This is a genomic window from Mycobacterium sp. ELW1, from assembly GCF_008329905.1.
Lineage (GTDB): Bacteria > Actinomycetota > Actinomycetes > Mycobacteriales > Mycobacteriaceae > Mycobacterium.
In genome coordinates, this window is the sequence record NZ_CP032155.1 from 2,839,888 (window position 1) to 2,863,894 (window position 24,007).

Below are 24,007 nucleotides of genomic sequence, written 5' to 3' on the forward strand. Positions count from 1 at the left end.
GTCAGCCCTTCACCCGTCGCATCGTCATCGAATGGCGGAATCGCGAGGCCGGGTGGGTGTTGACGGTGACCTGGGCGATCTCGCCATCGGACGTGATGTAGGTGCGCTGCATCTCGAGGGCGGGTGTGCCCGGTTCGACCTTGAGCCGTCCGGCCAGTTCGAGGCCGACCTGGACCGCGGAGATCTCTTGCCGCACTTCGACGATGCTGAGCCCGAACAGGTCCTCGATGAGCGGGAAGATCGGCCCGCTGTGGTTCTGCAACATCCGGCCCACCGCCGCGAATGCCCGGTTGATGTAGTACTCGGTCCGACAGACCGGGGCGTCTGCCCCGTCAGCGCCGCGGAATCCCCGCACCGCCAGCCATTCGTCGCCGGCCGCCAGCCCTGTCCGGTGCTCGAGTTCGTCGTCGATCGTGACCATGGCGATCGATTCGATGGCGAACCGGGCACCGGTCGCGAATGCCAGCAGATCGTTGATGGACACCACATCCTGGACGTAGGCGTGCGCCGACGGCCGCGGCACCACCATCGTGCCTGCCCGCGGCCGGGACGACACCAGGTTGTCCTCGCGCAGCCGTCGCAAGGCTTCGCGCACCGTATATCGGCTGACCGAAAATCGCTGACACAGTTCGTGTTCGGTGGGCAGCTGAGAACCGACGGGGTACACCCCGTCCACGATCTCCTTGCGCAGCGTGCGGGCCACCTGGATGTAGCGGTGGTCGCCGGACTCGGGATGCGGCATGTCAGCTCCTCCGGCGCAGGGCCAGGACACTGCCGTCGGCATCCGCCGAGACGTACACGGTGCCGTCCGGCGCGGCGGCGATCCCGGCGAAGGGCCCCTGGGGACCCGAGAACGGTGGCATGCCGCGCAGCGGCTTGGGGGTGACGCCGGGCGGGGCGCCGACCGGAAGACCCGAGGCGATCGTGGTGCGGGATCCGCTGTCCAGATCGACTTCGAGCAGCGACTTGGTGTCGGTGTCGACGATGTAGAGCCGGTTACCGTCCACCAGAATGCCCTGCGGACAACCCAATCCGTCCACCACCGGGTCGATCGTGCCGCCGTCGACCCTGACCACCCGGCCGCGTTCGCTGACCAGCGGGCTGCCGTCGGGCCCGAAGGTCACCCCGACCGGGGTGTCCAGTCCGGTTGCCAGTACCTCGGTGCGACCGGCGTCCGCCGACACCAGCCGCCCGGTGCCCTGCTCGACGGCGACTATGCCGCGCGCTCCGACGGCCACCCCGTAGAGCTGGTCCAATCCGTCTGCCAGAAAATCGCTTTCGCCGTCGGCGGGGCGGAACCGGGCGACCTGCCCGCCTGAGGTCGTCACCACGTATTCGCCCGGCCCTGTCGCGGTGACCCCCCGAATGAAACCGGGGTAGCCCGGGCTGAACAGCATGCCCAGGGTCTCGAGGGTGCCGTCGGCGCGCAGCGCATAGAAGTAGGTGCCGTCAGCGATGTACACCACGCCGTCGGGGCCGACCGTGAGATCCAGCGGCCAGTTCAGCCCGCCGGGCAACGCGGTGCGGGTCTGCAGTCCGTCGAGGATCTCGGTGATCTCACCGGTGAAGTTGGAGACGAACATTCTGTTCCCCACGAAGGTGAGGTTGTCCAGTCCGGGACTGAGATTGGCCAGCACCGTCTGCTGCCCGGTGCGCGGATCGATCTGCAGCACCTGGCCGCTGTGTACCTGGGTGGAGACCAGATTCCCGTTCGCGTCGAACTTGACCGCATCGGGCACGCCCAGGCCGCCGGCCACCACGTCGGGGCCGCCGCCATCCGGATCGATGCGCCAGATCTCGTTGGCCCCCATCACCGGGAAGTACAGCAGCCCGTCGGGTCCGACCTCCATCGCGTTCGGTGAGGGCACGTTCTCCAACAGGATGCGCGGCGGGCCGCCGGCCGGATCGAGCTCGAGGAGGCGGCCACCCTCGCGGCATTCACCGATGAAGAGCCGGCCGCGGTGCACGGTGATGCCGTTGGCGCACGGCAGATCGTCGCGCAGCACCCGGGTGGTGCCGTCGACGGCCCGCATGCTGACCCGCCCGTCCATCACCTCGGTGGCATACAGGTTCCCGGCATCGTCGAACGCGACGTCGTCCGGGGCGATGATGTCGCCGCCCTTGGCGCTGATCGTGTCGAGTGATCCGGTCCCGATGTCCAGGGCGCTGATCTGGCTGCCGGTCACCTGAGCGATGTACACCCGACCGTCCGGACCGGTCCGCAGACCGTTGGCGCCGAACAGCCGGCTGGGCGCGGTCCGGCGCTCGATGGTCCAGCCCTCGGCCACCACCGGGGGTTGGACGAGGGTGAAGCGGCCGTTCTGCTGCAGCATCACGGCGTGACCGTACCAAGCTGATTTAGTCCAGACAATAGCCGCCATAATTCTTCGCAGCGGCCCTTGACGGGCCTATAACCGCTGCGGAATCATGTTCTCCATTCGGCAGAGCGTAGATATTTGTCCGGACAAAGACGAGTGAAAGCAGGGCATGGCGGATCTCCTCAGGCTCGACGGCCGCATCGTGGTGGTGTCGGGCGCCGGCGGCGGCGGCATCGGAACCGCCGTCACCGACATGGCCGCACGGGCCGGCGCGACCGTCGTCGCCGTCAGTCGCTCACAGGACAACCTCGACACCCACATCGGCCCGCTGATCGCCGACGGACTGCCGATCGTGCCGGTGACGGCGGACGCCGCGACCGACGACGGGATCGCTGCCGTGCTGGCCGTGGTGCGCCGCACCGAGGGGCGACTGCACGGCCTGGTCAACGTTGCCGGCGGCGCCGCGCCCTCGACATGGATGCCCGCCACCCGGGTCAGCCGTGAGGACTGGCGAAACCTGTTCACCGCCAACCTCGAGACGATGTTCTTCATGAGCCAGGCGGTGGCCGCCGAGATCCGGGCGGCCGGCGGGCCCGGTTCGATCGTGTCGGTCTCCTCGATCAGCGGGATGAACACCGCGCCCTTCCACATCGCCTACGGCACGGCCAAAGCCGCGATCGTCGCGGCCACCCGCACCCTCGCGGTCGAACTCGCACCCGACGAGATCCGGGTCAATGCGGTGGCGCCCGGAGTCACCGAGACCGCGGCGTCGCGTACCTATGTCGACGCCGATCCGGAACGGGATCGAGCGGCGATCGCGATGGGACGGCGGGCACAACCGGAAGAACAGGCCGGCGCCATCCTGTTCCTGCTCTCGGACCTCGCCGGCTACATCACCGGCCAGACCCTGCTCGTCGACGGTGGTCTGGACCTGCGATGGAGCCATCTGCGCGCCGACAACACCTCGCTGTTCCTCGCCGACGACGACTTTCGCCGCGAGATCAGCAGGCCCTGAAAGGATTTGACGATGGGCGAACTGGAGACTGCCGAAGAACTCGCGGAGCCGATGACCATCGGTGTCGATGCGTACATCTCACCGGAGTACGCCCGTGCCGAACGCGACAAGCTGTGGCGCAAGGTGTGGCAGCAGGTTGGCCGGGTGGAGGAACTGCCCGAGGTGGGCAGCTATCTGACATACGACATCCTCGACGACTCGATCATCGTGGTTCGGACCGGTCCCGACGAGTTTGCGGCGCATCACAACGTCTGTATGCACCGCGGCCGTCGGCTGGTGGACACCCCGGCGGGGGCCAAACATGCTGTCGGACGGGCCCGTAAGTCGTTCGTGTGCGGATTCCACGGCTGGACATACGGTCTGGACGGCACCTGTACCCATATCCGTGAAGAAGCCGACTGGAAGGGTGCGTTGAAACCGGGCAACACCCGGTTGCGGCCGGTGAACGTCGACACCTGGGGCGGCTGGCTGTGGGTCAACATGGACCCCGACTGCGAGCCACTGGCCGACTACCTGTTCCCGGCCGCGAAGATCCTCGACCCGTTCGGGTTGGAGAACATGCGGTGCAAATGGCGCAAATGGGTGCACTTCGACTGCAATTGGAAGGTCGCACTGGAGGCGTTCAACGAGACCTACCACGTCTTCACCACCCACCCCGAGTTCAACAAGTTCGGTGAATTCAAGGGCTGGGCCAAGGCGCAGGGCAGGCACAGCAACATCGGCTACGACGCTCCGGAGGACATGGCCGAGACGAAGTCCAAGATCAGGCTCGGGACCGGCGACCCGCGGATCTCCACCGCGGAAATGCAGGTGTACACCATGGAGGAAACCAACGCCACCACCACGCAGACGCTGGTGGCCGCCGCGCTGCGGCTCGTCGACGAACTGCCCGAGGGCACACCGGCGGACAAGGTGCTCGAGCACTGGCTGGCCGCCGCGCGGCGCGACGACGAGGCGCGCGGGGTCGTCTGGCCGACGATCCCGGCCGACATCCTCGGGCAGAGCGGCACCGCGTGGCAGCTGTTCCCGAACTTCCAGATCGGGCAAGGCCTCACCAGTGCACTGTGCTACGGCGCGCGCCCCGACCCGGGCTACGACCCGGACAAGTGCATTTTCGAGGTGTCGGTGTTCGAGCTCTACCCGAAAGGCGCCGAGCCCCAGACAGAATGGGAGTACACCCCGGTCGGCGATCCGCGCTGGCGCAGTGTGCTGCCCCAGGACTTCTCCAACATGGCCGGCGTCCAGCAGGGGATGAAGTCGCTGGGTTTCCCCGGGACACAACCCAACCCGTACCGCGAGCGCAGCACGGTCAACCTGCACCACCAATTGTCGAAATACATGGGTATCGGGGAACCGAGACCGCTCGCAGAGGAGAACGGCCGATGACCGCCGAGTGCGGACCCACCCCGACGCCCGACGACATCGACATCGATGCGCTTCGGGAGAAGTACCGCGTGGAGCGGGAAAAGCGGCTACGTCCGGAAGGCTCCGCGCAATACCTTGAGCTCGACGGTGAGTTCGCCGAGTTCTACGAAGTCGATCCGTATACGCCGGTGGTGCAACGCGATCCGATCGTCGAAGACGTCGACGTGGTGGTGCTCGGCGGCGGTTTCGCCGGGTTGCTGGCCGGGGCCTACCTGAAGAAGGCCGGTGTGGAGGGCATCCGGGTCATCGAGATGGCCGGTGACTTCGGCGGGGTCTGGTACTGGAACCGGTTCCCGGGGATCCAGTGCGACAACGATGCCTACTGCTACATCCCGATGCTCGAAGAGCTGGGCTTCATGCCGTCGAAGAAGTTCGCCGACGGCGCCGAGATCTTCCAGCATTGCCGCAACATCGGCAAGCACTTCGGCTTGTACGACGGAGCGCTGTTCTCCACCCAGGTGCGTGAATTGCGTTGGGAGGACGACACGCAACGCTGGCGGATCAGCACCGACCGCGGCGACGACCTCAGGGCCAGGTTCGTCGTCATGGCCCAAGGCTCCTACAACCGGCCGAAGCTGCCCGGCATCCCGGGCATCAAAGACTTTCAGGCGGCCGGCGGTCACGTGTTCCACTCCGCGCGCTGGGACTACGACTACACCGGCGGTGACGCCGACGGCGGGCTGCACAAGCTGGCCGACAAGCGCGTCGCTCTGGTCGGCACCGGCGCGACCGGCATCCAGCTGGTTCCGCATCTGGGCCGCGATGCCCAGCAGCTCTTCGTCTTCCAGCGCACCCCGTCCTCGGTGGACGCGCGAACCAACCCGCCGACCGATCCGGCCTGGGCCGCGACGCTGCAGCCCGGCTGGCAGGAAGAACGCAAGCGCAACTTCCACAACTGGTCGCCGTTCGTCGGGGTGGTGTTCGGCGAACCGGACCTGGTGTGCGATTTCTGGACCGAGCTCGGGCGGAACCTGACCGCCCGGATCGCCGCCAGTGAGGATCCCGCATCGGTGTCGATCGAGCAGATCATGGCGTTCCGCGAGGAAGAGGACTTCAAGATCATGGAGCGGCTGCGCCGCCTCGTGGCCGAGATCGTCGAGGATCCGGCCACCGCCGAGGCGCTGAAGCCGTACTACCGCTTCATGTGCAAGCGTCCGACCTCCAGTGAGCACTACCTGGCTACCTTCAACCGTCCCAACGTCACCCTCGTCGACGTGTCGGCGTCCAAGGGCGTCGAACGGCTGACCGAGAAGGGGATCGTCGCGGACGGAGTCGAATACGAGGTCGACTGCGTGATCTTCGCCAGCGGTTTCGAGATCTCCACCGAGATCAGCCGGCGGTTCGCGATCGACGCCATCGTCGGGCGGGACGGGGTGTCGCTGTTCGACCACTGGCACGACGCCTACGCGACCTTGCACGGCATGACCAGTCGCGGCTTCCCGAATCAATTCTTCATGGGATTCATCCAGGGCGGAGTCTCGGCCAACACCACCGCCATGTTCGAGCAGCAGGCCAAGCACATCGCGTACATCATCGCCGAGGCCCAGCGCCGCGGCGCGACCACCGTCGAGCCCAGCCAGGAGGGACAGGACGCCTGGGTCAGCACCGTGCGTGAGCTGTCCATCGACAACTCGGCGTTCGAATTGTCCTGCACGCCGGGCTATTACAACAACGAGGGCCGTGGCGGTTCGGAGAACAACGGATCGTTTCTCGGCGACTTCTACTCGCCCGGCTTCTATGCCTTCGATGAACTCCTCGCCGACTGGCGTGCCGCGGGTGACCTCGACGGCCTGGTGCTCGGAAATTAGATGACACACGCACGATTCGACGACCGGGTCGCGGTCATCACCGGCGCAGGCCGGGGGCTGGGCCGCGAGTACGCGCTGCTGCTCGCCGGACTGGGTGCGAAAGTGGTGGTCAACGACATCGGCGGAGAGTTGACGGGGGAAGGCGCCGACGGCGGTCCCGCCCAGCGGGTCGTCGAGGAGATCACCGCGTCCGGTGGAGAGGCGATCGCGTCGACCGACTCGGTGGTCACCGCCGCCGGTGGTGAGGCGATCGTCACGGCGGCCACCGAGGCGTTCGGCCGGGTGGACGTGCTGATCCACAACGCCGGAAACGTCCGGCATGCAGCGCTGTCGGAGATGACGGTCGACGACTTCGACGCGGTGCTCGACGTTCACCTGCGTGGCGCCTTCCACGTGGTGCGGGCCGCGTTCCCGCTGATGTGTGCGGCCGGCTACGGCCGGATCGTCCTCACGTCGTCGATCGGTGGTCTCTACGGCAACCACGAAGTGGCCAACTACGCCGCCGCCAAGGCCGGGGTCATCGGGTTGTCCAACGTCGTGGCGCTCGAGGGTGCCGCCCACGGGGTGCGCTGCAATGTCATCGTCCCGGCCGCGGTAACGAGAATGGCCGAGGGGCTGGACACGTCGGTCTACCCGCCGATGGAGCCGCAGCTGGTCGCACCCGCCGTCGGCTGGCTGGCGCACGAATCCTGTTCGGTCACCGGCGAAATACTGACCGCCATCGCGGGCCGGGTGGCCCGGGTGGCCATCGTCGAGAGCGTGGGGGTGTACCAACCGGCGTGGACCGTCGACGACGTGGGCGCCCGCATCGAGGAGATCCGCGACCTGACCGTGCCGCTCCAGTTCCCGGTGGTCCCCGACGGACACAACGCGCACATCGGTCACAGCTTCGCCATGGCCAGGGGCACGACATGACCAGCACCGGTCCGCTGGCCGGGATCCGGGTGGTCGACCTCACCGCGATGGTGATGGGGCCCTACTGCACCCAGATCCTCGCCGACATGGGCGCCGACGTCATCAAGATCGAGCCACCGGCGGGCGATGACACCCGCTACGTCTCGGTCGGCCCCGCGCCGGGTCTGTCCGGGGTATTCGTCAACGTCAACCGCGGCAAACGCAGTGTGGTACTTGATCTTCGGTCCGAGCAAGGCCGGGCGGCCCTGCGCGCCTTGATCGCCGGCGCCGACGTCTTCATCCACTCGATGCGGGCGAAGGCGATCGCCAAACTGGGCTTCGCCTACGACGACGTCGCTGCCATCAACCCGTCGATCGTCTACACCAACTGTTACGGGTACGGCCACCGTGGGCCAGATCGCGACCGGCCCGCCTACGACGACACCATTCAGGCCGAGTGCGGACTACCGGCCGTACAGGCCGAACTGACCGGCGAAGCCAACTACGTCGCGACCATCGTCGCCGACAAGGTCGCCGGGCTGACCGCGGTGTACGCGACGACGATGGCGCTGTTCCACCGCGAACGCACCGGTGAAGGTCAAGAGGTCGAAGTCGCGATGTTCGAGACGATGGCCTCGTTCATGCTCGTCGAACACGCCAACGGGGCGATGTTCGATCCGCCACTCGGGCCGGCGATGTACCACCGGACCGTCGCGCCCAACCGAAAGCCGTACCGCACCAAGGACGGCTACATCTCAGCGCTGATCTACAACGACCGGCACTGGGCCAGCTTCATCAACGCGGTGCAGCCCGCGTGGAACACCGAGCGCTACACCACCCTGGCGGCGCGCGCCGCCGAGATCGACACGGTGTACTCGCTGGTGGCGCAGACCATGACCGAACGCACCACTGCGGAGTGGCTGGCATTGTTCCTGGCGTTGGAAATCCCGGCCGCACCGCTGAACACCCCGCAGGCACTGTTCGACAACGAGCAGCTCAATGCGGTCGGCTTCTTCGAGACGGTGGACACCCCGCAGGGCCCGGTCCGGATGCCTGGTGTGCCGACCTGGTTCTCCCGCACCCCGGGCCGCATCGGTGGGCCCACTCGTGAGCTGGGCGCCGACACCGCGGATGTGCTGGCTGAGCTGGGTCTGGCGGAGGTGGAGAACGCATGAGTTTGGACTTCGACATGGGTGCGCCCGCGGCGGCGCTGCGCTCACAGCTGCGCGAACTGGTGAAAGAGCATGTCCCCGACGGCTTTCTCGGGGCGTTCACCGACGACCCGGCGGATCTGGACGCCGCGCAGCGGTTCTGCCGGACGCTGGCCGCCCACGACCTGCTCTGTCTGGCGTGGCCGGCGGAGTTCGGCGGGCGGGGGGCCTCGGTGTGGGAGCAGACTGTGGTCCGCGAGGAGATGTGGGCCCATCACGAGCCGCGCGGCGCGCAATACATGGGGGTCAACTGGGTGGGCCCGACGCTGATGCGCTACGGCACCGAAGCCCAGCAGCGCCAACACCTTCCACCGATCGCACGCGGGGACGTCATCTGGTGTCAGGGCTTCTCGGAGCCGGAGGCCGGCTCAGATCTGGCATCGCTGCGCACGACCGCACGCCGTGACGGTGACGGCTGGCGGATCAGCGGACAGAAGATCTGGACGTCCTACGCGACCATGGCACAGTGGTGCTTCCTGCTGGTGCGGACCACCAAAGCCGACAAGAAACAACAGGGGCTGTCGATCTTCCTGGTGCCCATGGACGATCCGGCCATTCAAGTCCGGCCCATCCGCACGATGATGGGGCCGCATCACCTCAACGAGGTGTTCTTCGACGAATTGCGGGTCACCGAGGCCGATCTCCTCGGGCCGTTGGACGGCGGCTGGTCGATCGTGCAGGACGTGCTGTCGTTCGAACGGGTCGGGATCGCCCGCTACGCCCGCTGCGAACGACTCCTCACGCTGGCGCCGCAGGCGTTGGGGGACCGGTGGGAGCAGCTGCCCGAGGAGCTGCGCGCACGCTGGGTGCGAATGTTGTTGCACTGCAGGAGGGCCCGGTTGATGGCCTACCGGGTGGTGTCGCTGCAGAGCAGCGGCCGGATTCAGCCCGGAGATGCCGCGGCCTACCGGATCGCGGTGACGAAACTGGATCAGGACAGTGCTGAGGTGCTGATGGACATCATCGCCGAGGTGCCCCGTGACGACTCCGCGACGGCGTATTACCGTGCCGAGGTCGAAGACCATTGGCGCTACTCGCAGTCCGCGACCGTGGCCTCGGGCAGCATCGAGATGCAGCGCATTCTGATGTCGAGGGCGCTGCTGGCAGGTGCGCGATGAACATCGAACTATCCGACGACGCAGCCGAATACGGCCGTCAGGCACTGCGCGCCTTCGAGGCTGCCGGCGGGGATTCATTGGTCCAGCAGGCCGAGGCGAAGCCCGGTGAACGCGACGCGCTCGTTGTTCCGGTGCTGACCGAATTGGGCGCCTTCGACCTCGACGTGCGCACCGACCCGGAATCGGCCGAGGCCGCCGCCGCGCTGTGCCGCAGCGCCGGCTACTGGGCGCTGCCGTATCCGCTGGCCGAACGTCTGGCTCACCCGACCGACCTGGATGCCGACGGATTGATCGTGGTGTCCGCCACCGCGCCCGCCGCCGCAGTCCACGGCCTCCGCCATCAATGGATTGCGGTCACCCTCGACGGCGTGCGCAGTTCGGCGACGCCAACTGCAGCGGTGGGCCCGGGCTTCATCTGCGCGCTGGAGCTGACGCCGATCGACACCAGCGGCGCCGATGACGTCGCGCTCGGCCTGGTGCTGCCGTGCTGGACCCTGCTCGGGATGCTGGATCGCGCCATCGAACTGACCATCGCCCACATCACCCTGCGTAAGCAGTTCGGCCAGCCGCTGTCGGCCTTCCAGGGAGTGCAGTTCCAGCTGACCGACGCCGAAGTGGAGCGCAGCGGGCTCGAGGTGTTGGCCAAACACGCGCTGTGGAGCCAGGACACCGACGATGCGCTCGCGCTACGGCTGGCCGCCATCGAGGCTGCCGAGGTGGTGTTCCGGGTGTGCCACCAACTGCACGGCGCCGTCGGCTTCTGTGACGAGACCACCCTGTCGTGGTTGTCCCGGTACAGCCAACCGCTTCGCCGGCTTCCGTTCGGTCTGTCGGCGACCCGCGATCAGTTGGTCCGCCGTACGGGGCGGCGCGGCCTGACAGGGCTGTTCGCGTGAGCCTGGCGGATTTCCGTTCCGAGGTCCGTGCCTGGTGCGCCGACCATGTGCCGGCCGACTGGCGGTCTGCCCAAACCGGTGCCTCCGACGCCGAGTTCGTCGCCTTCCAGAAGGCCTGGTTCGCCGAACTGCACGCCGCCGGCTTCGCCGTCCCGCACTGGCCGGCGCAGTGGGGCGGCGGCATGCCGGTCGATCAGCAGATCGTGCTGTACTCCGAACTCGCAGCCCACGACGCCCCGCGGTTGGTCTTGGCGTTCGTCGGCATCCACCACGCCGCGTCCACCCTGCTGGTTGCCGGCACCGAGGAACAGCGCGCCCGCCACCTGCCCGCGATCCTGGACGGCGAGATCTGGGTGCAGGGATTCTCCGAACCCGAGGCCGGATCCGATCTGGCCGGCCTGCGTACCACCGCCAGACGGGTCGACGACACCTACGTGGTCAACGGTCAAAAGATCTGGGCCAGTGGGGGATTGCACGCCGACTGGTGCCTGCTGCTGGCCCGCACCGATCCGGAGGCGCCCAAACGCCGGGGGATCTCCTACTTCCTGCTGGACATGACCACACCGGGTATCGAGGTGCGGCCGATCCGCAACGCCGTCGGGGAGTCGCACTTCTGCGAGATATTCCTCGACGACGTGGTCATCCCGGCGGCCAACCTGATCGGCGCCGAGAACGAGGGCTGGCAGGTCGCCCAGGCGACATTGGGCGCCGAGCGCGGCATGACAATGCTGGAATTGACCGAGCGGCTGGGGAATGCGGGCTTCCGCTGGCTGGTGCAGGCCTGCTCGCCGGTCACGGATGCGCGGGTCGCCGATCGGCTGGCGCACTTCGAGATCGAGATCGCCGGGTTGCGCGGACTGTGCCGGGACCTGGTGTCACGCAGCCAGACAGAGGTCACCGGTGCCGCAGACGCCTCGGTGGTGAAGTTGTTCTACAGCGAGCTGTTGCAACGGATGACGGACTTCGGCGCCGAGATAGGCGGGCTGGCCGCCCACACCACACTCACCAAGCCCGCGTCCAGCGGATGGGAGTCCGGGGCGTGGATGCTGGACTTCATCGGTTCCTGGGAATGGACCATTCCGGGTGGCGCCAGCGAGATTCAGCGCACCATCATCGCCGAACGCGGGCTGGGGTTGCCGCGCGAACCGAGCCCGAGCGGGGCCTTGTGAGGCCGCGAGAATCGGGCAGGGCCTGATGACAAGCGAATTCGAGCAGTTCCACGCCGACCTCCGGTCGGTGGCCGGCGACCTCCTGGCCAAGGAGCGCACCGTCGAGTGGGCGGTGATCGCCGACGCGGGCTGGGCCGGACTGGAAGTGCCTGAGCACCTCGGCGGCTCCGGCGCGACGTTCGCCGAGGTGGCCGTCATCTGCGAGGAGATGGGCCGCGCAGCCAGCGCCACCAGCTTCCTGGGCAGCGCCGTGCTGGCGGCCGCAGTACTGAACAGCCTGGCGCCCAGCGCTACTCGCGACCGGCTGCTCGCCGGCATGGCCTCGGGAGCCATCAGGGTGGCCGTCGCGCTGGAGCCGCTCGACTTCGTGCCCGACGCCGAGGGCGCCGACACGATCCTGGTGCTCACCGACGACGGGGTCGCCGAGGTCGCTGCGACCATCACCGCCCACCCGGTACTCGACGAGACGCGCCGGCTGGCTCACGTCGCGATCGACCAGCATTCGGAGGTCATGACTTTCGACGGCGATCCCGCTGCTGCGGTGCGCCGGGTACACGACCGGGCCGCCGTTGCCGTCGCCTGCGACAGCCTCGGCGTGGCCGAGGCCATGCTCGCGGCGACCGTCGCCTATGTGACGATGCGGCACCAGTTCGACCGGCCCATCGGCTCATTCCAGGCTGTCAAGCACGCCTGCGCCGACATGCATGTGGCGATCGCGGTCTCCCGTCAACTGGTGCGCGCGGCCGTACGCGCCGTCGCCGAGAACCAGCCCGATGCCGGGGTGGCCGTGGCAATGGCGAAGTCGTACTCCTGCAGCACCGCCGTCGACGTGGCAGGCAAGGCACTGCAGTTGCACGGCGGCATCGGCTACACGTGGGAAAGCGGCATCCACATCTACCTCAAGCGCGCCGCGCTGAATCGTTCGCTGTTCGGCTCGCCGGCAGCGCATCGTCACCAACTCGCACAACGCTATCTGTAACGGAATCAAGGAGTTTCGCATGGGTGTACCGGTCTACAAACGCATTCTCGACCTGTTCGAGGCCGAGGGTGTGAACACACTGTTCGGCATCCCGGACCCCAACTTCGTGCACATGTTCACCGAAGCCGACGCTCGAGGCTGGTCGGTCGTGGCGCCGCACCACGAGCTGAGCGCCGGCTTCATGGCCGAGGCCGCATCCCGGATGACGGGCAAGCCCGGCTTGTGCATCGGCACGCTCGGCCCGGGCATGGCCAACATCGCCGGGGCCATCCAGTGCGCACTCGTCGAGAACTCACCGGTCATCTTCCTGGGTGGGCAGCGGGCCCGGGTCACCGAACGCCGGGTGCGCCGCGGACGCATCCAATTCGTCCAGCAGGAACCGCTTTTCGCCGCATCGGTGAAGTACAGCAGCTCGATCGAGTACGCCGATCAGACCGACGAGATCATCCACGAAGCCATCCGGCGGGCCATGTCCGGAACCCCCGGCCCGACCTACGTCGAGTTCCCGTCCCACGTCATCCTCGAAGAGCTGGACGTCGACGATGCACCCCCGCCGTCTGCGTATCGACTGGTCAACCAGGGCGCAGGCAGCCGCGAGGTGGCCGAGGCGGCCGCACTGATCCGCGACGCCCAGCGACCGGTGCTGCTGGTCGGTCACGGCGTGCACACCTCTCGCACGCAGCAGGAGGTCAAGGAACTGGCCGAACTGATGGCGTGCCCGGTGATCCAGACCTCCGGCGGTACGTCGTTCATCCCGGGTCTGCAGGACCGCACCTTCCCGTACCTGTTCTCCCCGGCCGCCAACGAGGCCGTCGAACAATCCGACCTGTGCGTCGCGCTCGGCACCGAACTCGGCGAACCCATGCACTACGGCAAGACCCAGCACTGGGCCGCCAACAGCGCGACGCGCAAATGGGTGATGGTCGAGCAGGACCCGACCGCCATCGGCGTCAACCGGCCCGTCGACGTGGCGCTGGTCGGTGACCTGCGCGGTGTGGTGCCGCAGCTGGTCGAGGCGCTGCGGGACACCCCTCGCTCCCCGTCGCCCAATCTCGAAACGCTGATCAAAGCCGACGCCGCCGAGCTGGTGCGGGTCGCCGACGAGGCGCCGAGCGGACGAACCCCGGTGCACCCGGCCCGGTACGTCGTCGAGGCGACCAAGGCGTTCGACGAACTCGACGACGGCATCCTGGTGCGCGACGGCGGTGCAACGGTGATCTTTCAGTGGACCTATTCGCAAACCAAGCCGCGGGACGTGATCTGGAATCAGAACTTCGGTCACCTGGGCACCGGACTGCCGTATGCCGTGGGCGCTTCGGTGGCCGAGGGCGGCAAGCGCCCGGTCATGTTGCTCACCAGTGACTCGGCCTTCCTGTTCCACATCGCCGAGCTGGAGACCGCGGCTCGGCTGAACCTGCCGCTGGTGTGCGTGGTGGGCGTCGACCACCAGTGGGGCCTCGAGGTGGGTGTGTACAAGCGGACCTTCCAGCAGCCGTCGCCGCAGCCGGGCGTGCACTGGAGCAAGGACGTCCGGATGGACAAGATCGCCGAGGGCTTCGGGTGCCACGGTGAGTATGTGGAGAAAGAAGAGGAAATCGGCCCGGCGATCGCCCGCGCCTACGCCAGCGGAAAAGTCGGCGTGGTGCACGTGTGCATCGACCCGAAGGCCAACTCCGAGGAGATGCCGAAGTACGACCGATTCAGGACCTGGTACGCCGAAGGCACCCAATAACCCACCCGGATTGAGGAGGATGTGATCATGCGCGAATATCTGAAGTTCTACATCGATGGCCAGTGGGTGGATCCGGTCGAGCTGCGGACGCTCGACGTCGACAACCCGACGCTCGAGCAGGTCGGCGGCACGATCGCCATCGGCAGCGACGCCGACGTGGACAAGGCGGTGAAGGCGGCCCGCAGGGCATTCGGCACGTGGTCGGTCAGCTCCAAGGAAGACCGCCTCGACGTCTTGCAGACGATCCTCGACGAGTACCAGAAACGTCTGAAGGATCTCGCTGATGCGGTGCACGAGGAGATGGGCGCACCTCCGACACTGGCCGCGGGGCCGCAGGTGATGATGGGTCTCGGCCACCTCTCGACCGCCATCGACGTGCTGAAGAACTACAGCTTCGAAACCGAGCGCGGCCAGACCATGGTGGTCAAGGAGCCGGTCGGGGTGTGTGGCCTCATCACGCCGTGGAACTGGCCGATCAACCAGATCGCCTGCAAGGTGTTCCCGGCCCTGGCTGCCGGTTGCACCATGGTGCTCAAACCGTCGGAGGTCGCGCCGTTCTCCGGGCAGATCTTCACCGAGATCATGGACGCCGCAGGGCTTCCCGCCGGTGTCTACAACATGGTCTTCGGTGACGGGCCGGGCGTCGGCGCCGCGCTGTCCAGCCATCCCGGCATCGACATGGTGTCGTTCACCGGCTCGACCCGGGCCGGCATCGAGGTGGCGCGCAACGCCGCCCCCAGCGTCAAGCGGGTCAGCCAGGAACTGGGCGGAAAGAGCCCCAACATCGTGCTCGACGACGAGGCGTTCGGCCAGAGCGTGGCGGCCGGCGTCGCAGTGATGATGATGAATTCCGGGCAGAGCTGTAATGCACCGTCGCGCATGCTGGTCCCGAAGTCGCGAATGGACGAAGCGGTGGCGGTGGCGAAGGCCACCGCCGAGGGCGTCAAGGTCGGCGACCTGTCCGACAGTTCGGCCATCGGGCCGGTGGCCTCCCGCATGCAGTTCGAGAAGGTCCAGGGCCTCATCGAGAAGGGCATCGCCGAGGGAGCGACGGTGGTGGCCGGCGGCCCGGGCCGTCCTGAGGGCCTCGACACCGGCTACTACGTGCGCCCCACGGTGTTCGCCGACGTGAACAACGACATGACGATCGCCCGCGAGGAGATCTTCGGACCGGTGCTGTGCATCCTGGGCTACGATGACCTGGACCAGGCCGTCGAGATCGGCAACGACACCGACTACGGCCTCTACGGCTATGTCTCCGGCGCCGACCTGGACCAGGCGCGTGCCCTGGCCCGGCGCATCCGTGCCGGCGCGGTCGCCATCAACCACGCGTTCGACATCAAGGCCCCCTTCGGTGGATACAAAACCAGTGGCAACGGCCGGGAGTGGGGCGAAGAGGGTTTCGCCGACTTCTTGGAGACCAAGGCGATTCTCGGGTACGCGCCGGTGGGCACCGGGGAGTAGGTCGGACCCGGCTGTCTCGCACTAGCATCGGCACCCATGCGGGTGCTGGTGCAGCGGGTGACGTCGGCGTCGGTCTCGGTGGGCGGCGAGGTGGTCGGGGAAATCCGGCCGTCCGGCCAGGGTCTGCTGGCCCTGGTCGGCGTCACCCATTCCGACACCGACGCCATCGCCCGCCGGCTCGCCGAAAAGCTGTGGCAGTTGCGGATTCTCGACGACGAACGGTCCGCGGCCGACACCGGCGCACCGATCCTGGTGATCAGCCAGTTCACCCTGTACGCCAACACCGTGAAGGGGCGCAGGCCGACCTGGAACGCGGCTGCACCGGGCGCCGTCGCCGAGCCGCTCGTCACGGCCTTCGCCGATGCGCTGCGGGAGCTGGGCGCCCACGTCGAAACCGGCGTGTTCGGTGCCGACATGGCGGTGACGTTGGTCAACGACGGCCCGGTCACGGTGCTGCTGGAGCTGTGACCGCGCTGCGGTGGCGCTGGGCGCCGGTCAGGAATCCTGTTGGCGCAGAGCCTGATAGGCGTGGCGACCTCGGGCGAATGTCGCGGTGTCGCCACCTTGATGACGATGATGGGCGTGGTGGGTGCTGTGGGACGAGGATTTTTTCCCGGGCCTTTCCGGGTGCCTCGTTCATGACCCCGTTTCTCTCTGCCGAGACTGGCGGTCGGCTGACCGTGCGGGGACCCGGAGATGCCGAGCCGTGCCCGTCGGCGATCGCGGTGGAAATCTGATCCGAGCCACCGGGCAGAAGTGGTTGACTGGCAGCTGACGCACGGCAGGACGGAGGTCGACCAATCGACGGCGAGGCGGAGCATACGGACGCCGGCGTCCCCGACGACGTCCGGCACACGGTGATGAAAGCCGCCTACGACGAGCTGACCCGGTGGGGCTTGGAGCGATTCGACATTCCGACGATGTGCTCTCGGCACAAGATCGACGAATCGCTGGTCACCAAATACTGGGGAGACGGCAGTCGGCTCGCCCTCGAGGCGCTCTTGTTCTGGAGCAACGATGTCCTCACCGCACCCGACACCGGGTCACTGCGCACCGATCTGCAGGCCCTGGCCACGGTGGTGGCCCAACAGGTCAACGACACGGTCGGTCGCAGTCTGCTGAGGGCGTTGGTGGTCGACGACCGCGCCGCTTTCGCAGACGACACCCGGATGGCGTTCTGGATGCGGCGGTTCGCGAGTATCCGCTCGGTGTTCGACCGCGCCGCCGCGCGCGGCGAGCTGCGAGACGGTGTCGACACGATCGCCGCGATGCAACTCGTTCTCGCCCCGATCAACGTGCGCGCCCTCTACACCCGGGAACCGATCGCCGAGCACTACTGCGCCGCGATCGCCGACCTGGCGTGGCATGCCGTTGCGAAGCGGTGACCTAGCCGCGCATCAGCGGAATCGCCGCGAGGCACGCGGACTTCCCCAAACTCCAAGAACCACAGGGCTTCCCGACGTCCGGTATCCTTGCCCTCCCCGGGCTGCGGCGTTCTGCTGGCCCAATGCCGAGGGTGAGGGGGAGGCGGTGACCGAGACGGGCGACGGGCCGTCGGCAGCCGACGTCGACGCGGTGTTGCGCGCCTGCCGCGCACTGGTCGGCATCGCGGCCGCCTCGATAGCCGAAATCTCCGACGTGGTCACGGTGCCGCAGCTTCGGGTGCTGGTGATGATCGACACCCGCGGCCCACTCAATCTCGCCTCGGTGGCGGCAGCGCTGGAGATCAGCCCGTCCAACGCCAGCCGGATCTGCGAACGGCTGATCAAAGCCGGGTTCCTGCACCGGCAGGATTCCGCAGCGGACCGGCGCAACATCTCACTGTCCCTGACCACCGAGGGCAGGCAGCTGGTTCGCAAGGTCACCCGCCACCGGCGCCGCGCCATCACCCGCGTCCTGAGCACCATGAACGGCACGGAGCGCGACTCCGTCATCACCTCGCTGGACGCTTTCGCGGCCGCCGCCGGTGAACCTGCCGACGACGTCGGGCTCCGTTTGGTGTGGCCGCCGGCCTGACACGACCGATTTGTTACCGGTCCGCGCTCTGGCGTGCACATCGGACGTGAGAACGTAGACCTCTATGCAATCCCACAGCTTCGTCACCTATGAGGAATTCGGGCGCCGGTTCTTCGAAATCGCGGTGACCGAGGAGCGGGTGGCTGCCGCGTTCGCCGAGATCGCCGGCGGCGAATTCGAGATGGGCCCGATGGCCCAGGGGCCTGGTGGCCTGGCCAAGGTCACCGCCAAAGTGAAGATCCAACAGCCGACCGCCCGGCGCAGCGTCGGCGAGACCATCACGTTCAACGTGCGCATCCCGCTGGTGATCGAGCTGATCGTGGACCTGCGGGTCGACAAGCAGCGGTTCAAGGTCGACGGCGACATCGCGCTGCGGGCTACCGCCCGGGCGGCCGAACCCCTAACCCTGGTCATCGACGTCGCCAAGCCGCGGCCCTCGGACATCGCGGTGCACGTGACGTCGAAATCGGTGCGCGGCGAGATCCTGCGGATCGTGGCCGGCGTGGACACCGAGATCCGCCGCTTCGTCGCGGCATACGTGGCCGACGAGATCGACAGCCCGGCCTCGCAGCAGGCGAAGGTCATCGATGTCGAAGAGGCTGTTGCCTCGGCCTGGGACTGAGCCGGCCGAATTGCCGGTCTACGCGACCACCACCCGTCGGGTCGGCCCGCCGCAGCCGGATTAACGGTGTCTTAACGAAATCTTGCGCAAATCGGGTAACCCCATGCGATGGACGGGTTGAGTGGACGGCGATGACCGCCGTCGATGTCGAGCCCGAAGCGCCGCAGCGCGGTCTGGACCCTGGAAGCAACCGGCTCACGCTGATACGTCGCATCGCCATCGGAATCTGGCTCGCGGGTATCGTATTGTGGACTGCCACAAATGGTTTGGCGATCAATCGCGAGCTCGTGCTGCTCTACGTATGCTCCGGGCTGCTGGCCGCCAGCATCGGGCGGCGCCAGGTGTTGCTGATCGTGCGCGATTGGCTGCCCTTCGCCGTGGTGCTGATCGTCTACGACCTGAGCAGGCGAGCGGCCGGGCTTATCGGCACCCCCACCCAGTGGCTGTGGCAGCCGGAGGTGGACCGCCTGATGTTCGGCGCGGTGCCCACCGTGTGGCTTCAGGAACACCTCAAGATGCCGTCCCCGCCCTGGTGGGAGGTGGTGATCAGCACGGTCTACATCTCGTTCTTCATCCTCCCGTACGTGGTGGCGGGCGTGCTGTGGCTGCGCGACCGGGCCGAGTGGAAGGCATTCGTCCGCCGTTTCCTGGTGCTGTCGTTCGCGGCGCTGGCCATCTACGCGGTGCTGCCCGCCGCGCCGCCCTGGGCGGCGGCCCGCTGCGAGCCGGCCGACGTGGCCGGCGGTCCGTCCGCGCCGCCGTGCATGTTCAGCCCGGTGCCGCCCGCCGATGGCGGGCTGCTGGGGCCGGTGATCAGCCAGCATCCGGGCGCCAATGACGTCGTGGAGCGGATCTCCGGCCGGGGCTTCGAGATGCTGCATCTGGGCGTGGCCCGCGCGCTGCTCGACGAGGGTCAGGCCAGCGTCAACCTGGTCGCCGCCATTCCGTCGCTGCACGCCGGCCTGTCGGCGATGATCGCGGCCTTCCTGTGGGGCGGGTTGCCCGGCGCTGGCGGCCACTGCTGGCCGGCTACGTGATGGTCATGGCCTTCACGCTGGTCTACGCGGCCGAGCACTACGTGGTCGATCTGCTGCTCGGCTGGGCGCTGGCCGCCCTGACGGTGCTGGCGGTCCGCCGCTACGAGCGCCGCCGGCTAGCCGCGGCGGGACCGCCCGGTGAAGTTGAGTGGCCGCCCGACGGCACTGAGCTGGGTGAGGACGTCCTCGACCCGCGCCCTGGGCACCTCGGCCCGCCACTGCGGGAGGCTACCCGTCAGCTGTAACGAGCTGGGCCCCAACGACAGACTGGTCAGGGTCAGGCCGCTGGCCAGTTCCGGGAGCCGCACCGGATAGGACGGCAACCGGGTCGGCAACGCCCACCGACGCCGAGTGGTGCGCAGCGCCCGCGGATGCAACCACAACGTGGAGCCGTCCAACTCCACGTCCACCTCCACACTGCCCAGCCGGGGGTGGCGAGTCCAGCGCAACCGCGCTATGCCGTCGTCATCGACATGGCCCGACAACCGCGGCAGCGACTCGGCGAACACCGCGTTGAGGGCCTGGGTGGAGACGACCATCGTCACGTCGACCGGTGCGGCCACCAGTACCGGTGGAACCCCCGGCTTCAAGTGCACATTGTGCAGAACCATCGTGGCACCCTCGAAATGGTGGTTGCCCCAACGGATGTCGGTCGCGGCTATCCGGACGTCGTTCAGCTGGCCGACGGCGAGGCCACGAACATCGAGGCGCGAGTTGAATTCGGTGACGGTCAGCGTGACGTCCCCGCCGTCGAGGCGCACGGTCATCGTGCGGCCGACCACCAACCGCCTGACGGTCATGAACAGGGTGCGGTACGCCATCGCCGCCCCGGTGCTCACCGGGAAGGTCGCCGCCGACGACCACACCGAGGACAGCAGACCCAGCGAACGTGCCATAGGGCTACCCATCCTGCTCGGTCGGCACGGCGCGGCGCAACAGTCCCAACCCTGAGTTTGCATTCGGCGGGCGAGGGTATAACTGGCCCGATGACGTCGGTTGTGGTGGTGGGAAGCGGCTTCACCGGGTTCGAGTGCGCGCGGCGACTGCAGCGGCGCCTGCACCGGCACCACGCGGATGTGCAGATCACCCTCATTTCGCCGATCGACTACATGCTCTACACACCGCTGCTGCCCGACGTGGCCGGCGGCCTGGTCGATGCGCGGTTCGTCTCCATCCCGCTGGCCGGATCCCTTCCCGGGGTCAGGGTGATCCGCGGGCGCGTCGACACAGCGGACCTGGCAGCGCACACGCTCGGCTACACCGATCCCGAGGGGCGAACCCACGAGCTGGCCTGGGATCGGCTGGTGCTCACGCCCGGCTCGGTGACCCGCCTTTTCGACATTCCCGGCCTGGCCACCTACGCCCGCGGGCTCAAGTCGATCGCCGAGGCGCTCTACCTGCGTGACCACGTCCTCGAGCAGCTGGAACTGGCCGGTATCGACGCCGACCCCGCAGTGGCCGCGGGCCGACGCACCGTCGTGGTGGTGGGCGCGTCGTATTCGGGCACCGAACTGGTCCTCCAGCTCCGGGCGCTGGCCGATGCCGCGGCCCGCCAGATGGGATTCGACCCGGAATCGGTGCGCTTCCTGCTGCTGGACCTGGCCGAACAGGTGATGCCCGAAGTGGGCGAGAAACTCGGCAAGGCCGCGAGGAAAGTCCTGCACGAACGCGGCGTCGACGTACGGCTGGGCTTGACATTGACGGAAGTGCACGCCGATCACGTTGTGCTCAGCGATGATTCGCGGGTCGACACCCGGACGGTGGCGTGGGTGACCGGGGTGACCGCCGCACCGCTGATCGAGACACTCGGCCTGCCGACCGAGAGGGGCCGGCTGACGGTCGGCGCGGACCTGCGGGTGCCCGGCCACCCCGACGTGTTCGCCGCGGGCGACGCCGCCGCCGTCCCCGACCTGACCCAGCCCGGCACGATCACCCCGCCCACCGCCCAGCATGCGGTGCGGCAAGGAAAAGCGTTGGCGCGCAACGTTGCCGCCAGCCTGGGATTCGGCACCCCCAAGGATTACCGGCATCGCAACATGGGTTTGGTCGTCGACCTCGGCCCGCGCAAAGCCGTCGCCAACCCGCTCAACATCCAGGTCTCCGGCCTGCCTGCGAAGGCCGTCACCCGTGCCTATCACCTGTATGCGATCCCGCGCGGAGTCAACCGGTGGGCGGTCGGGCTGGCCTACCTCACCGACCTGATCTTCCCGAGGACTCTGGTGTCGATGGGACTTGCCAGCCAGGAGGACGCCCAGTTCTCGACCAGCGAGGGCATTCCGATGCTCAAGGCCGACTGACTACAGATCCAGCGTCAGGTGGCCGCCCTCGGGAGCGCGTGACACACACGTCAGCATCATCCCCTGGGCCCGCTCGGGTTCGGTGAGAAGCGTATCTCGATGCTGCACAACACCATTGACGACGCGGGTGCGGCAGGTGCCGCAGAATCCCTGCTGGCAGGAGTACGGCGCCGCCACCTGCTCGCGCTGCAGCGCCGACAGCAGCGTCTCCTCGGGCCGCACCGTCACCGTGGCACCCGTCGAGGCCACCGTCGCGGTGAACGTCGTGCCGTCGACCACCGGTGGGGCGGCAAACCGCTCGAAATGCAGTTCGACGTCGCCGCGGCCGCTCAGCGCCGCCCGAACGGCGGTGAGCATCGGGGCCGGACCGCAGGTGTACACGCCTGCGCCATCCGGGCAATCGCCCAAAAGTTCAGCAGCGGTGGGGATTCCGTGTTCATCGTCGGTGCGGATCTGCACCCGGTCACCGAACCTGCGCAGCTCGTCGAGGAACGGGATGGACTCGTGACTGCGTCCGGCGTAGATCATCGACCAGTCGACACCCAGCCGCTGCGCCAGACCCAGCATCGGCAGGATCGGGGTGATGCCGATACCGCCGGCGATGAACCGCAGCTGCCGGGCGGGGGAGCCGTAGCCGGGAACGGTGAGCGGGAACGCATTTCGCGGGCCACCGGTGGTCACCGTCGCGCCGAGTCCGAGGCCATGCACCTCGATCGACCCGCCGCCACCGTCGGGAATGCGCCGCACCGCGATCCGGTAACTGGTGGGCACAGCGGGGTCGCCGCACAGCGAGTACTGCCGAACACGCCCACTGGGCAGCCGGATGTCCACATGCGCGCCGGGATGCCATGCCGGTAGCGCCCGTCGATCCGGCGCCGCCAGCGTGAGTGCCACCACGTTCTGATCCCGTGCGACCACACGGCGGTCGACGACCTGCAGCGTGAACGTGCGCTCGCGGGCCCGCGGCATCGCCGGGCGTCGCACCGCGCCGCTGATCGCCCACAGCGCCGTGATCGACGCATCGGTGAGGCGCAGCAACGGGTCGTGGCGAGTACGGCCCGATGCGCTCGGCGGCGCGGGCCGCAGCCGGGGCAGTCGCATCACAGGTGCGCGGCGCGGGCGGCCGGCGAACTGGCCAGGTAGGCGACCGCCTGCGCGGTGGACCCGACGTCCTCGGGCGAATAGTTCGGCCGGAAATAGGTCAGCGTCGTCGTGCCGAAGAGCTTGCGGTACTTGGGCAACAGGCCGCGTTTGGAGTCGTCGGCCCGCAGCTTCTGCATTCGCCACCAGCTCATGTCCAGGCTGGGGTCCGTCCGGCACAGAAACCAGGCGCCGCGGTTGAAGAAGCCGGCCATCAGTGTTGCCGCGATGGCCATCGAGCGGATCCGGTCGAGATAGCTGTCGTGGAAGTAGACCGCGACGTCGTGCGCAACGTTGCGGTGCTCGACCTCTTCGCTGCCGTGCCAGCGGAACACGTCGACCAGGGTGGGGTCGGCGCCGTAGTCGTCCCAGGCGCAGTTCAGCGCGAAGTCGCCCAGCACCGCGGTGTAGTGCTCGATCGCCGCGATCAGCCACAGGCGATCGCAGAGATTGTTCAGCCGCTTCCGTGGGTCAGCCGACGTGCTCGGCGAGAGCACCTGACCGAACACGTAGTCGAGCTGGCGCAGGATCGGCTCGGGGTCCACGCCGCGCGCCACCATCAGCTCCTGCAGGACCTTGTCGTGGGTGTCGGCGTGGGTGGCCTCCTGGCCGATGAACCCGCGCATGTCCTCGGCCAGCCGCGGATCCTTCACCAGCGGGAGCGCCTCATTGTAGGCGTCGACGAACCAGCGCTCGGCGACCGGGAGGACGATGTTGAGCAGCCCGACCATGTGCGATGCGACGGGATGGCCTGGAATCCAGTGCAACGGCGCGCCGGACACGTCGAAGGCGACCTTGCGGGCCTGGATCTGCACCGGACCCGGATCGATCTCGCGTTCGAAACGGCGTGGGCGCAGCATGGGCAA

General features: G+C 67.8%; 21 protein-coding genes and 1 pseudogene. 17 read left to right on the forward strand and 5 right to left on the reverse strand.

Annotation, left to right across the window (positions count from 1 at the left end; genetic code table 11):
- Position 1: 1 nt before the first annotated feature.
- Positions 2 to 742 (reverse strand): GntR family transcriptional regulator, encoded by a 741-nt coding sequence (locus D3H54_RS13235; protein WP_149379424.1) that lies wholly within the window; start codon positions 740 to 742, stop codon positions 2 to 4.
- A gap of 1 nt (position 743) precedes the next feature.
- The gene (locus tag D3H54_RS13240; RefSeq protein WP_149383514.1) at positions 744 to 2,333 is read right to left on the reverse strand and encodes a Vgb family protein; all 1,590 of its coding nucleotides are present in this window, start codon (positions 2,331 to 2,333) and stop codon (positions 744 to 746) included.
- Positions 2,334 to 2,487: 154 nt separating this feature from the next.
- Here D3H54_RS13240 and D3H54_RS13245 point away from each other — a divergent pair, with 154 nt between their 5' ends.
- The 16 genes and pseudogenes from D3H54_RS13245 to D3H54_RS13320 form a co-directional block, all read left to right on the forward strand.
- Positions 2,488 to 3,333, forward strand: a complete 846-nt coding sequence (locus D3H54_RS13245; protein ID WP_149379425.1) for an SDR family NAD(P)-dependent oxidoreductase — start codon at positions 2,488 to 2,490, stop codon at positions 3,331 to 3,333.
- Between the two features lie 12 nt (positions 3,334 to 3,345).
- Positions 3,346 to 4,719, forward strand: a complete 1,374-nt coding sequence (locus D3H54_RS13250; protein WP_149379426.1) for an aromatic ring-hydroxylating oxygenase subunit alpha — start codon at positions 3,346 to 3,348, stop codon at positions 4,717 to 4,719.
- Positions 4,716 to 6,566, forward strand: a complete 1,851-nt coding sequence (locus tag D3H54_RS13255) for a flavin-containing monooxygenase (protein WP_149379427.1) — start codon at positions 4,716 to 4,718, stop codon at positions 6,564 to 6,566. Before D3H54_RS13250 ends, D3H54_RS13255 begins: the two co-directional genes overlap by 4 nt.
- On the forward strand, positions 6,567 to 7,481 hold the full coding sequence (locus D3H54_RS13260) for an SDR family NAD(P)-dependent oxidoreductase (RefSeq protein ID WP_149379428.1): 915 nt from the start codon (positions 6,567 to 6,569) through the stop codon (positions 7,479 to 7,481). It abuts the gene before it with no gap.
- Positions 7,478 to 8,635 carry a CaiB/BaiF CoA transferase family protein gene (locus D3H54_RS13265; protein WP_149379429.1) on the forward strand — a complete coding sequence of 386 codons (1,158 nt, stop codon included), beginning with the start codon at positions 7,478 to 7,480 and terminating at the stop codon, positions 8,633 to 8,635. The genes D3H54_RS13260 and D3H54_RS13265 overlap by 4 nt, the downstream gene beginning before the upstream one ends.
- Positions 8,632 to 9,789 carry an acyl-CoA dehydrogenase family protein gene (locus tag D3H54_RS13270; RefSeq protein ID WP_149379430.1) on the forward strand — a complete coding sequence of 386 codons (1,158 nt, stop codon included), beginning with the start codon at positions 8,632 to 8,634 and terminating at the stop codon, positions 9,787 to 9,789. The genes D3H54_RS13265 and D3H54_RS13270 overlap by 4 nt, the downstream gene beginning before the upstream one ends.
- Positions 9,786 to 10,685, forward strand: coding sequence for an acyl-CoA dehydrogenase family protein (locus tag D3H54_RS13275; RefSeq protein WP_149379431.1), 900 nt, complete (start codon positions 9,786 to 9,788; stop codon positions 10,683 to 10,685). Before D3H54_RS13270 ends, D3H54_RS13275 begins: the two co-directional genes overlap by 4 nt.
- Positions 10,682 to 11,854, forward strand: coding sequence for an acyl-CoA dehydrogenase family protein (locus D3H54_RS13280; RefSeq protein ID WP_149379432.1), 1,173 nt, complete (start codon positions 10,682 to 10,684; stop codon positions 11,852 to 11,854). Before D3H54_RS13275 ends, D3H54_RS13280 begins: the two co-directional genes overlap by 4 nt.
- Before the next feature lie 25 nt (positions 11,855 to 11,879).
- The gene (locus D3H54_RS13285) at positions 11,880 to 12,833 is read left to right on the forward strand and encodes an acyl-CoA dehydrogenase family protein (protein ID WP_149379433.1); all 954 of its coding nucleotides are present in this window, start codon (positions 11,880 to 11,882) and stop codon (positions 12,831 to 12,833) included.
- 19 nt (positions 12,834 to 12,852) lie between these two features.
- Entirely contained in the window at positions 12,853 to 14,565 is a 1,713-nt protein-coding gene (locus tag D3H54_RS13290; protein WP_149379434.1) for a thiamine pyrophosphate-binding protein, read from the forward strand.
- 27 nt (positions 14,566 to 14,592) lie between these two features.
- Positions 14,593 to 16,029, forward strand: a complete 1,437-nt coding sequence (locus tag D3H54_RS13295; protein WP_149379435.1) for an aldehyde dehydrogenase family protein — start codon at positions 14,593 to 14,595, stop codon at positions 16,027 to 16,029.
- 36 nt (positions 16,030 to 16,065) lie between these two features.
- On the forward strand, positions 16,066 to 16,497 hold the full coding sequence (dtd, locus tag D3H54_RS13300; RefSeq protein ID WP_149379436.1) for a D-aminoacyl-tRNA deacylase: 432 nt from the start codon (positions 16,066 to 16,068) through the stop codon (positions 16,495 to 16,497).
- Positions 16,498 to 16,889: 392 nt separating this feature from the next.
- Positions 16,890 to 17,414: a TetR-like C-terminal domain-containing protein gene (locus tag D3H54_RS13305; RefSeq protein WP_286199226.1), complete on the forward strand. Its 525-nt coding sequence runs from the start codon at positions 16,890 to 16,892 to the stop codon at positions 17,412 to 17,414.
- 145 nt (positions 17,415 to 17,559) lie between these two features.
- On the forward strand, positions 17,560 to 18,045 hold the full coding sequence (locus D3H54_RS13310; protein WP_286199227.1) for a MarR family winged helix-turn-helix transcriptional regulator: 486 nt from the start codon (positions 17,560 to 17,562) through the stop codon (positions 18,043 to 18,045).
- Between the two features lie 64 nt (positions 18,046 to 18,109).
- Entirely contained in the window at positions 18,110 to 18,667 is a 558-nt protein-coding gene (locus D3H54_RS13315; RefSeq protein WP_149379439.1) for a hypothetical protein, read from the forward strand.
- Positions 18,668 to 18,798: 131 nt separating this feature from the next.
- Positions 18,799 to 19,853, forward strand: a pseudogene (locus D3H54_RS13320) (phosphatase PAP2 family protein); the annotation flags it as partial.
- Here D3H54_RS13320 and D3H54_RS13325 read toward each other — a convergent pair.
- Positions 19,821 to 20,600 (reverse strand): LmeA family phospholipid-binding protein, encoded by a 780-nt coding sequence (locus D3H54_RS13325; RefSeq protein ID WP_286199228.1) that lies wholly within the window; start codon positions 20,598 to 20,600, stop codon positions 19,821 to 19,823. The pseudogene D3H54_RS13320 and the gene D3H54_RS13325 overlap by 33 nt on opposite strands.
- A gap of 90 nt (positions 20,601 to 20,690) precedes the next feature.
- On the opposite strand from D3H54_RS13325, the gene D3H54_RS13330 reads away from it, so the two are divergent.
- Complete coding sequence (locus tag D3H54_RS13330) at positions 20,691 to 22,001, forward strand: NAD(P)/FAD-dependent oxidoreductase (RefSeq protein WP_149379440.1); 1,311 nt, start codon at positions 20,691 to 20,693, stop codon at positions 21,999 to 22,001.
- On the opposite strand, the gene D3H54_RS13335 is transcribed toward D3H54_RS13330, so the two are convergent.
- A complete protein-coding gene (locus D3H54_RS13335) occupies positions 22,002 to 23,102 on the reverse strand; it encodes a PDR/VanB family oxidoreductase (RefSeq protein WP_149379441.1) in 1,101 nt (366 codons plus the stop codon). It abuts the gene before it with no gap.
- Positions 23,102 to 24,001 carry a metal-dependent hydrolase gene (locus tag D3H54_RS13340; RefSeq protein ID WP_149379442.1) on the reverse strand — a complete coding sequence of 300 codons (900 nt, stop codon included), beginning with the start codon at positions 23,999 to 24,001 and terminating at the stop codon, positions 23,102 to 23,104. Before D3H54_RS13340 ends, D3H54_RS13335 begins: the two co-directional genes overlap by 1 nt.
- Positions 24,002 to 24,007 lie beyond the last annotated feature (6 nt).

Coding starts and splice junctions, on each gene's coding strand:
- D3H54_RS13305 (WP_286199226.1), top strand. CDS start 16,890: ATGAAAGCCGCCTACGACGAGCTGACCCGGTGGGGCTTGGAGCGATTC.
- D3H54_RS13250 (WP_149379426.1), top strand. CDS start 3,346: ATGGGCGAACTGGAGACTGCCGAAGAACTCGCGGAGCCGATGACCATC.
- D3H54_RS13260 (WP_149379428.1), top strand. CDS start 6,567: ATGACACACGCACGATTCGACGACCGGGTCGCGGTCATCACCGGCGCA.
- D3H54_RS13245 (WP_149379425.1), top strand. CDS start 2,488: ATGGCGGATCTCCTCAGGCTCGACGGCCGCATCGTGGTGGTGTCGGGC.
- D3H54_RS13235 (WP_149379424.1), bottom strand. CDS start 742: ATGCCGCATCCCGAGTCCGGCGACCACCGCTACATCCAGGTGGCCCGC.
- D3H54_RS13330 (WP_149379440.1), top strand. CDS start 20,691: ATGACGTCGGTTGTGGTGGTGGGAAGCGGCTTCACCGGGTTCGAGTGC.
- dtd (WP_149379436.1), top strand. CDS start 16,066: ATGCGGGTGCTGGTGCAGCGGGTGACGTCGGCGTCGGTCTCGGTGGGC.
- D3H54_RS13315 (WP_149379439.1), top strand. CDS start 18,110: ATGCAATCCCACAGCTTCGTCACCTATGAGGAATTCGGGCGCCGGTTC.
- D3H54_RS13275 (WP_149379431.1), top strand. CDS start 9,786: ATGAACATCGAACTATCCGACGACGCAGCCGAATACGGCCGTCAGGCA.
- D3H54_RS13335 (WP_149379441.1), bottom strand. CDS start 23,102: ATGCGACTGCCCCGGCTGCGGCCCGCGCCGCCGAGCGCATCGGGCCGT.
- D3H54_RS13295 (WP_149379435.1), top strand. CDS start 14,593: ATGCGCGAATATCTGAAGTTCTACATCGATGGCCAGTGGGTGGATCCG.
- D3H54_RS13265 (WP_149379429.1), top strand. CDS start 7,478: ATGACCAGCACCGGTCCGCTGGCCGGGATCCGGGTGGTCGACCTCACC.
- D3H54_RS13290 (WP_149379434.1), top strand. CDS start 12,853: ATGGGTGTACCGGTCTACAAACGCATTCTCGACCTGTTCGAGGCCGAG.
- D3H54_RS13340 (WP_149379442.1), bottom strand. CDS start 24,001: ATGCTGCGCCCACGCCGTTTCGAACGCGAGATCGATCCGGGTCCGGTG.
- D3H54_RS13270 (WP_149379430.1), top strand. CDS start 8,632: ATGAGTTTGGACTTCGACATGGGTGCGCCCGCGGCGGCGCTGCGCTCA.
- D3H54_RS13255 (WP_149379427.1), top strand. CDS start 4,716: ATGACCGCCGAGTGCGGACCCACCCCGACGCCCGACGACATCGACATC.
- D3H54_RS13240 (WP_149383514.1), bottom strand. CDS start 2,333: ATGCTGCAGCAGAACGGCCGCTTCACCCTCGTCCAACCCCCGGTGGTG.
- D3H54_RS13325 (WP_286199228.1), bottom strand. CDS start 20,600: ATGGCACGTTCGCTGGGTCTGCTGTCCTCGGTGTGGTCGTCGGCGGCG.
- D3H54_RS13285 (WP_149379433.1), top strand. CDS start 11,880: ATGACAAGCGAATTCGAGCAGTTCCACGCCGACCTCCGGTCGGTGGCC.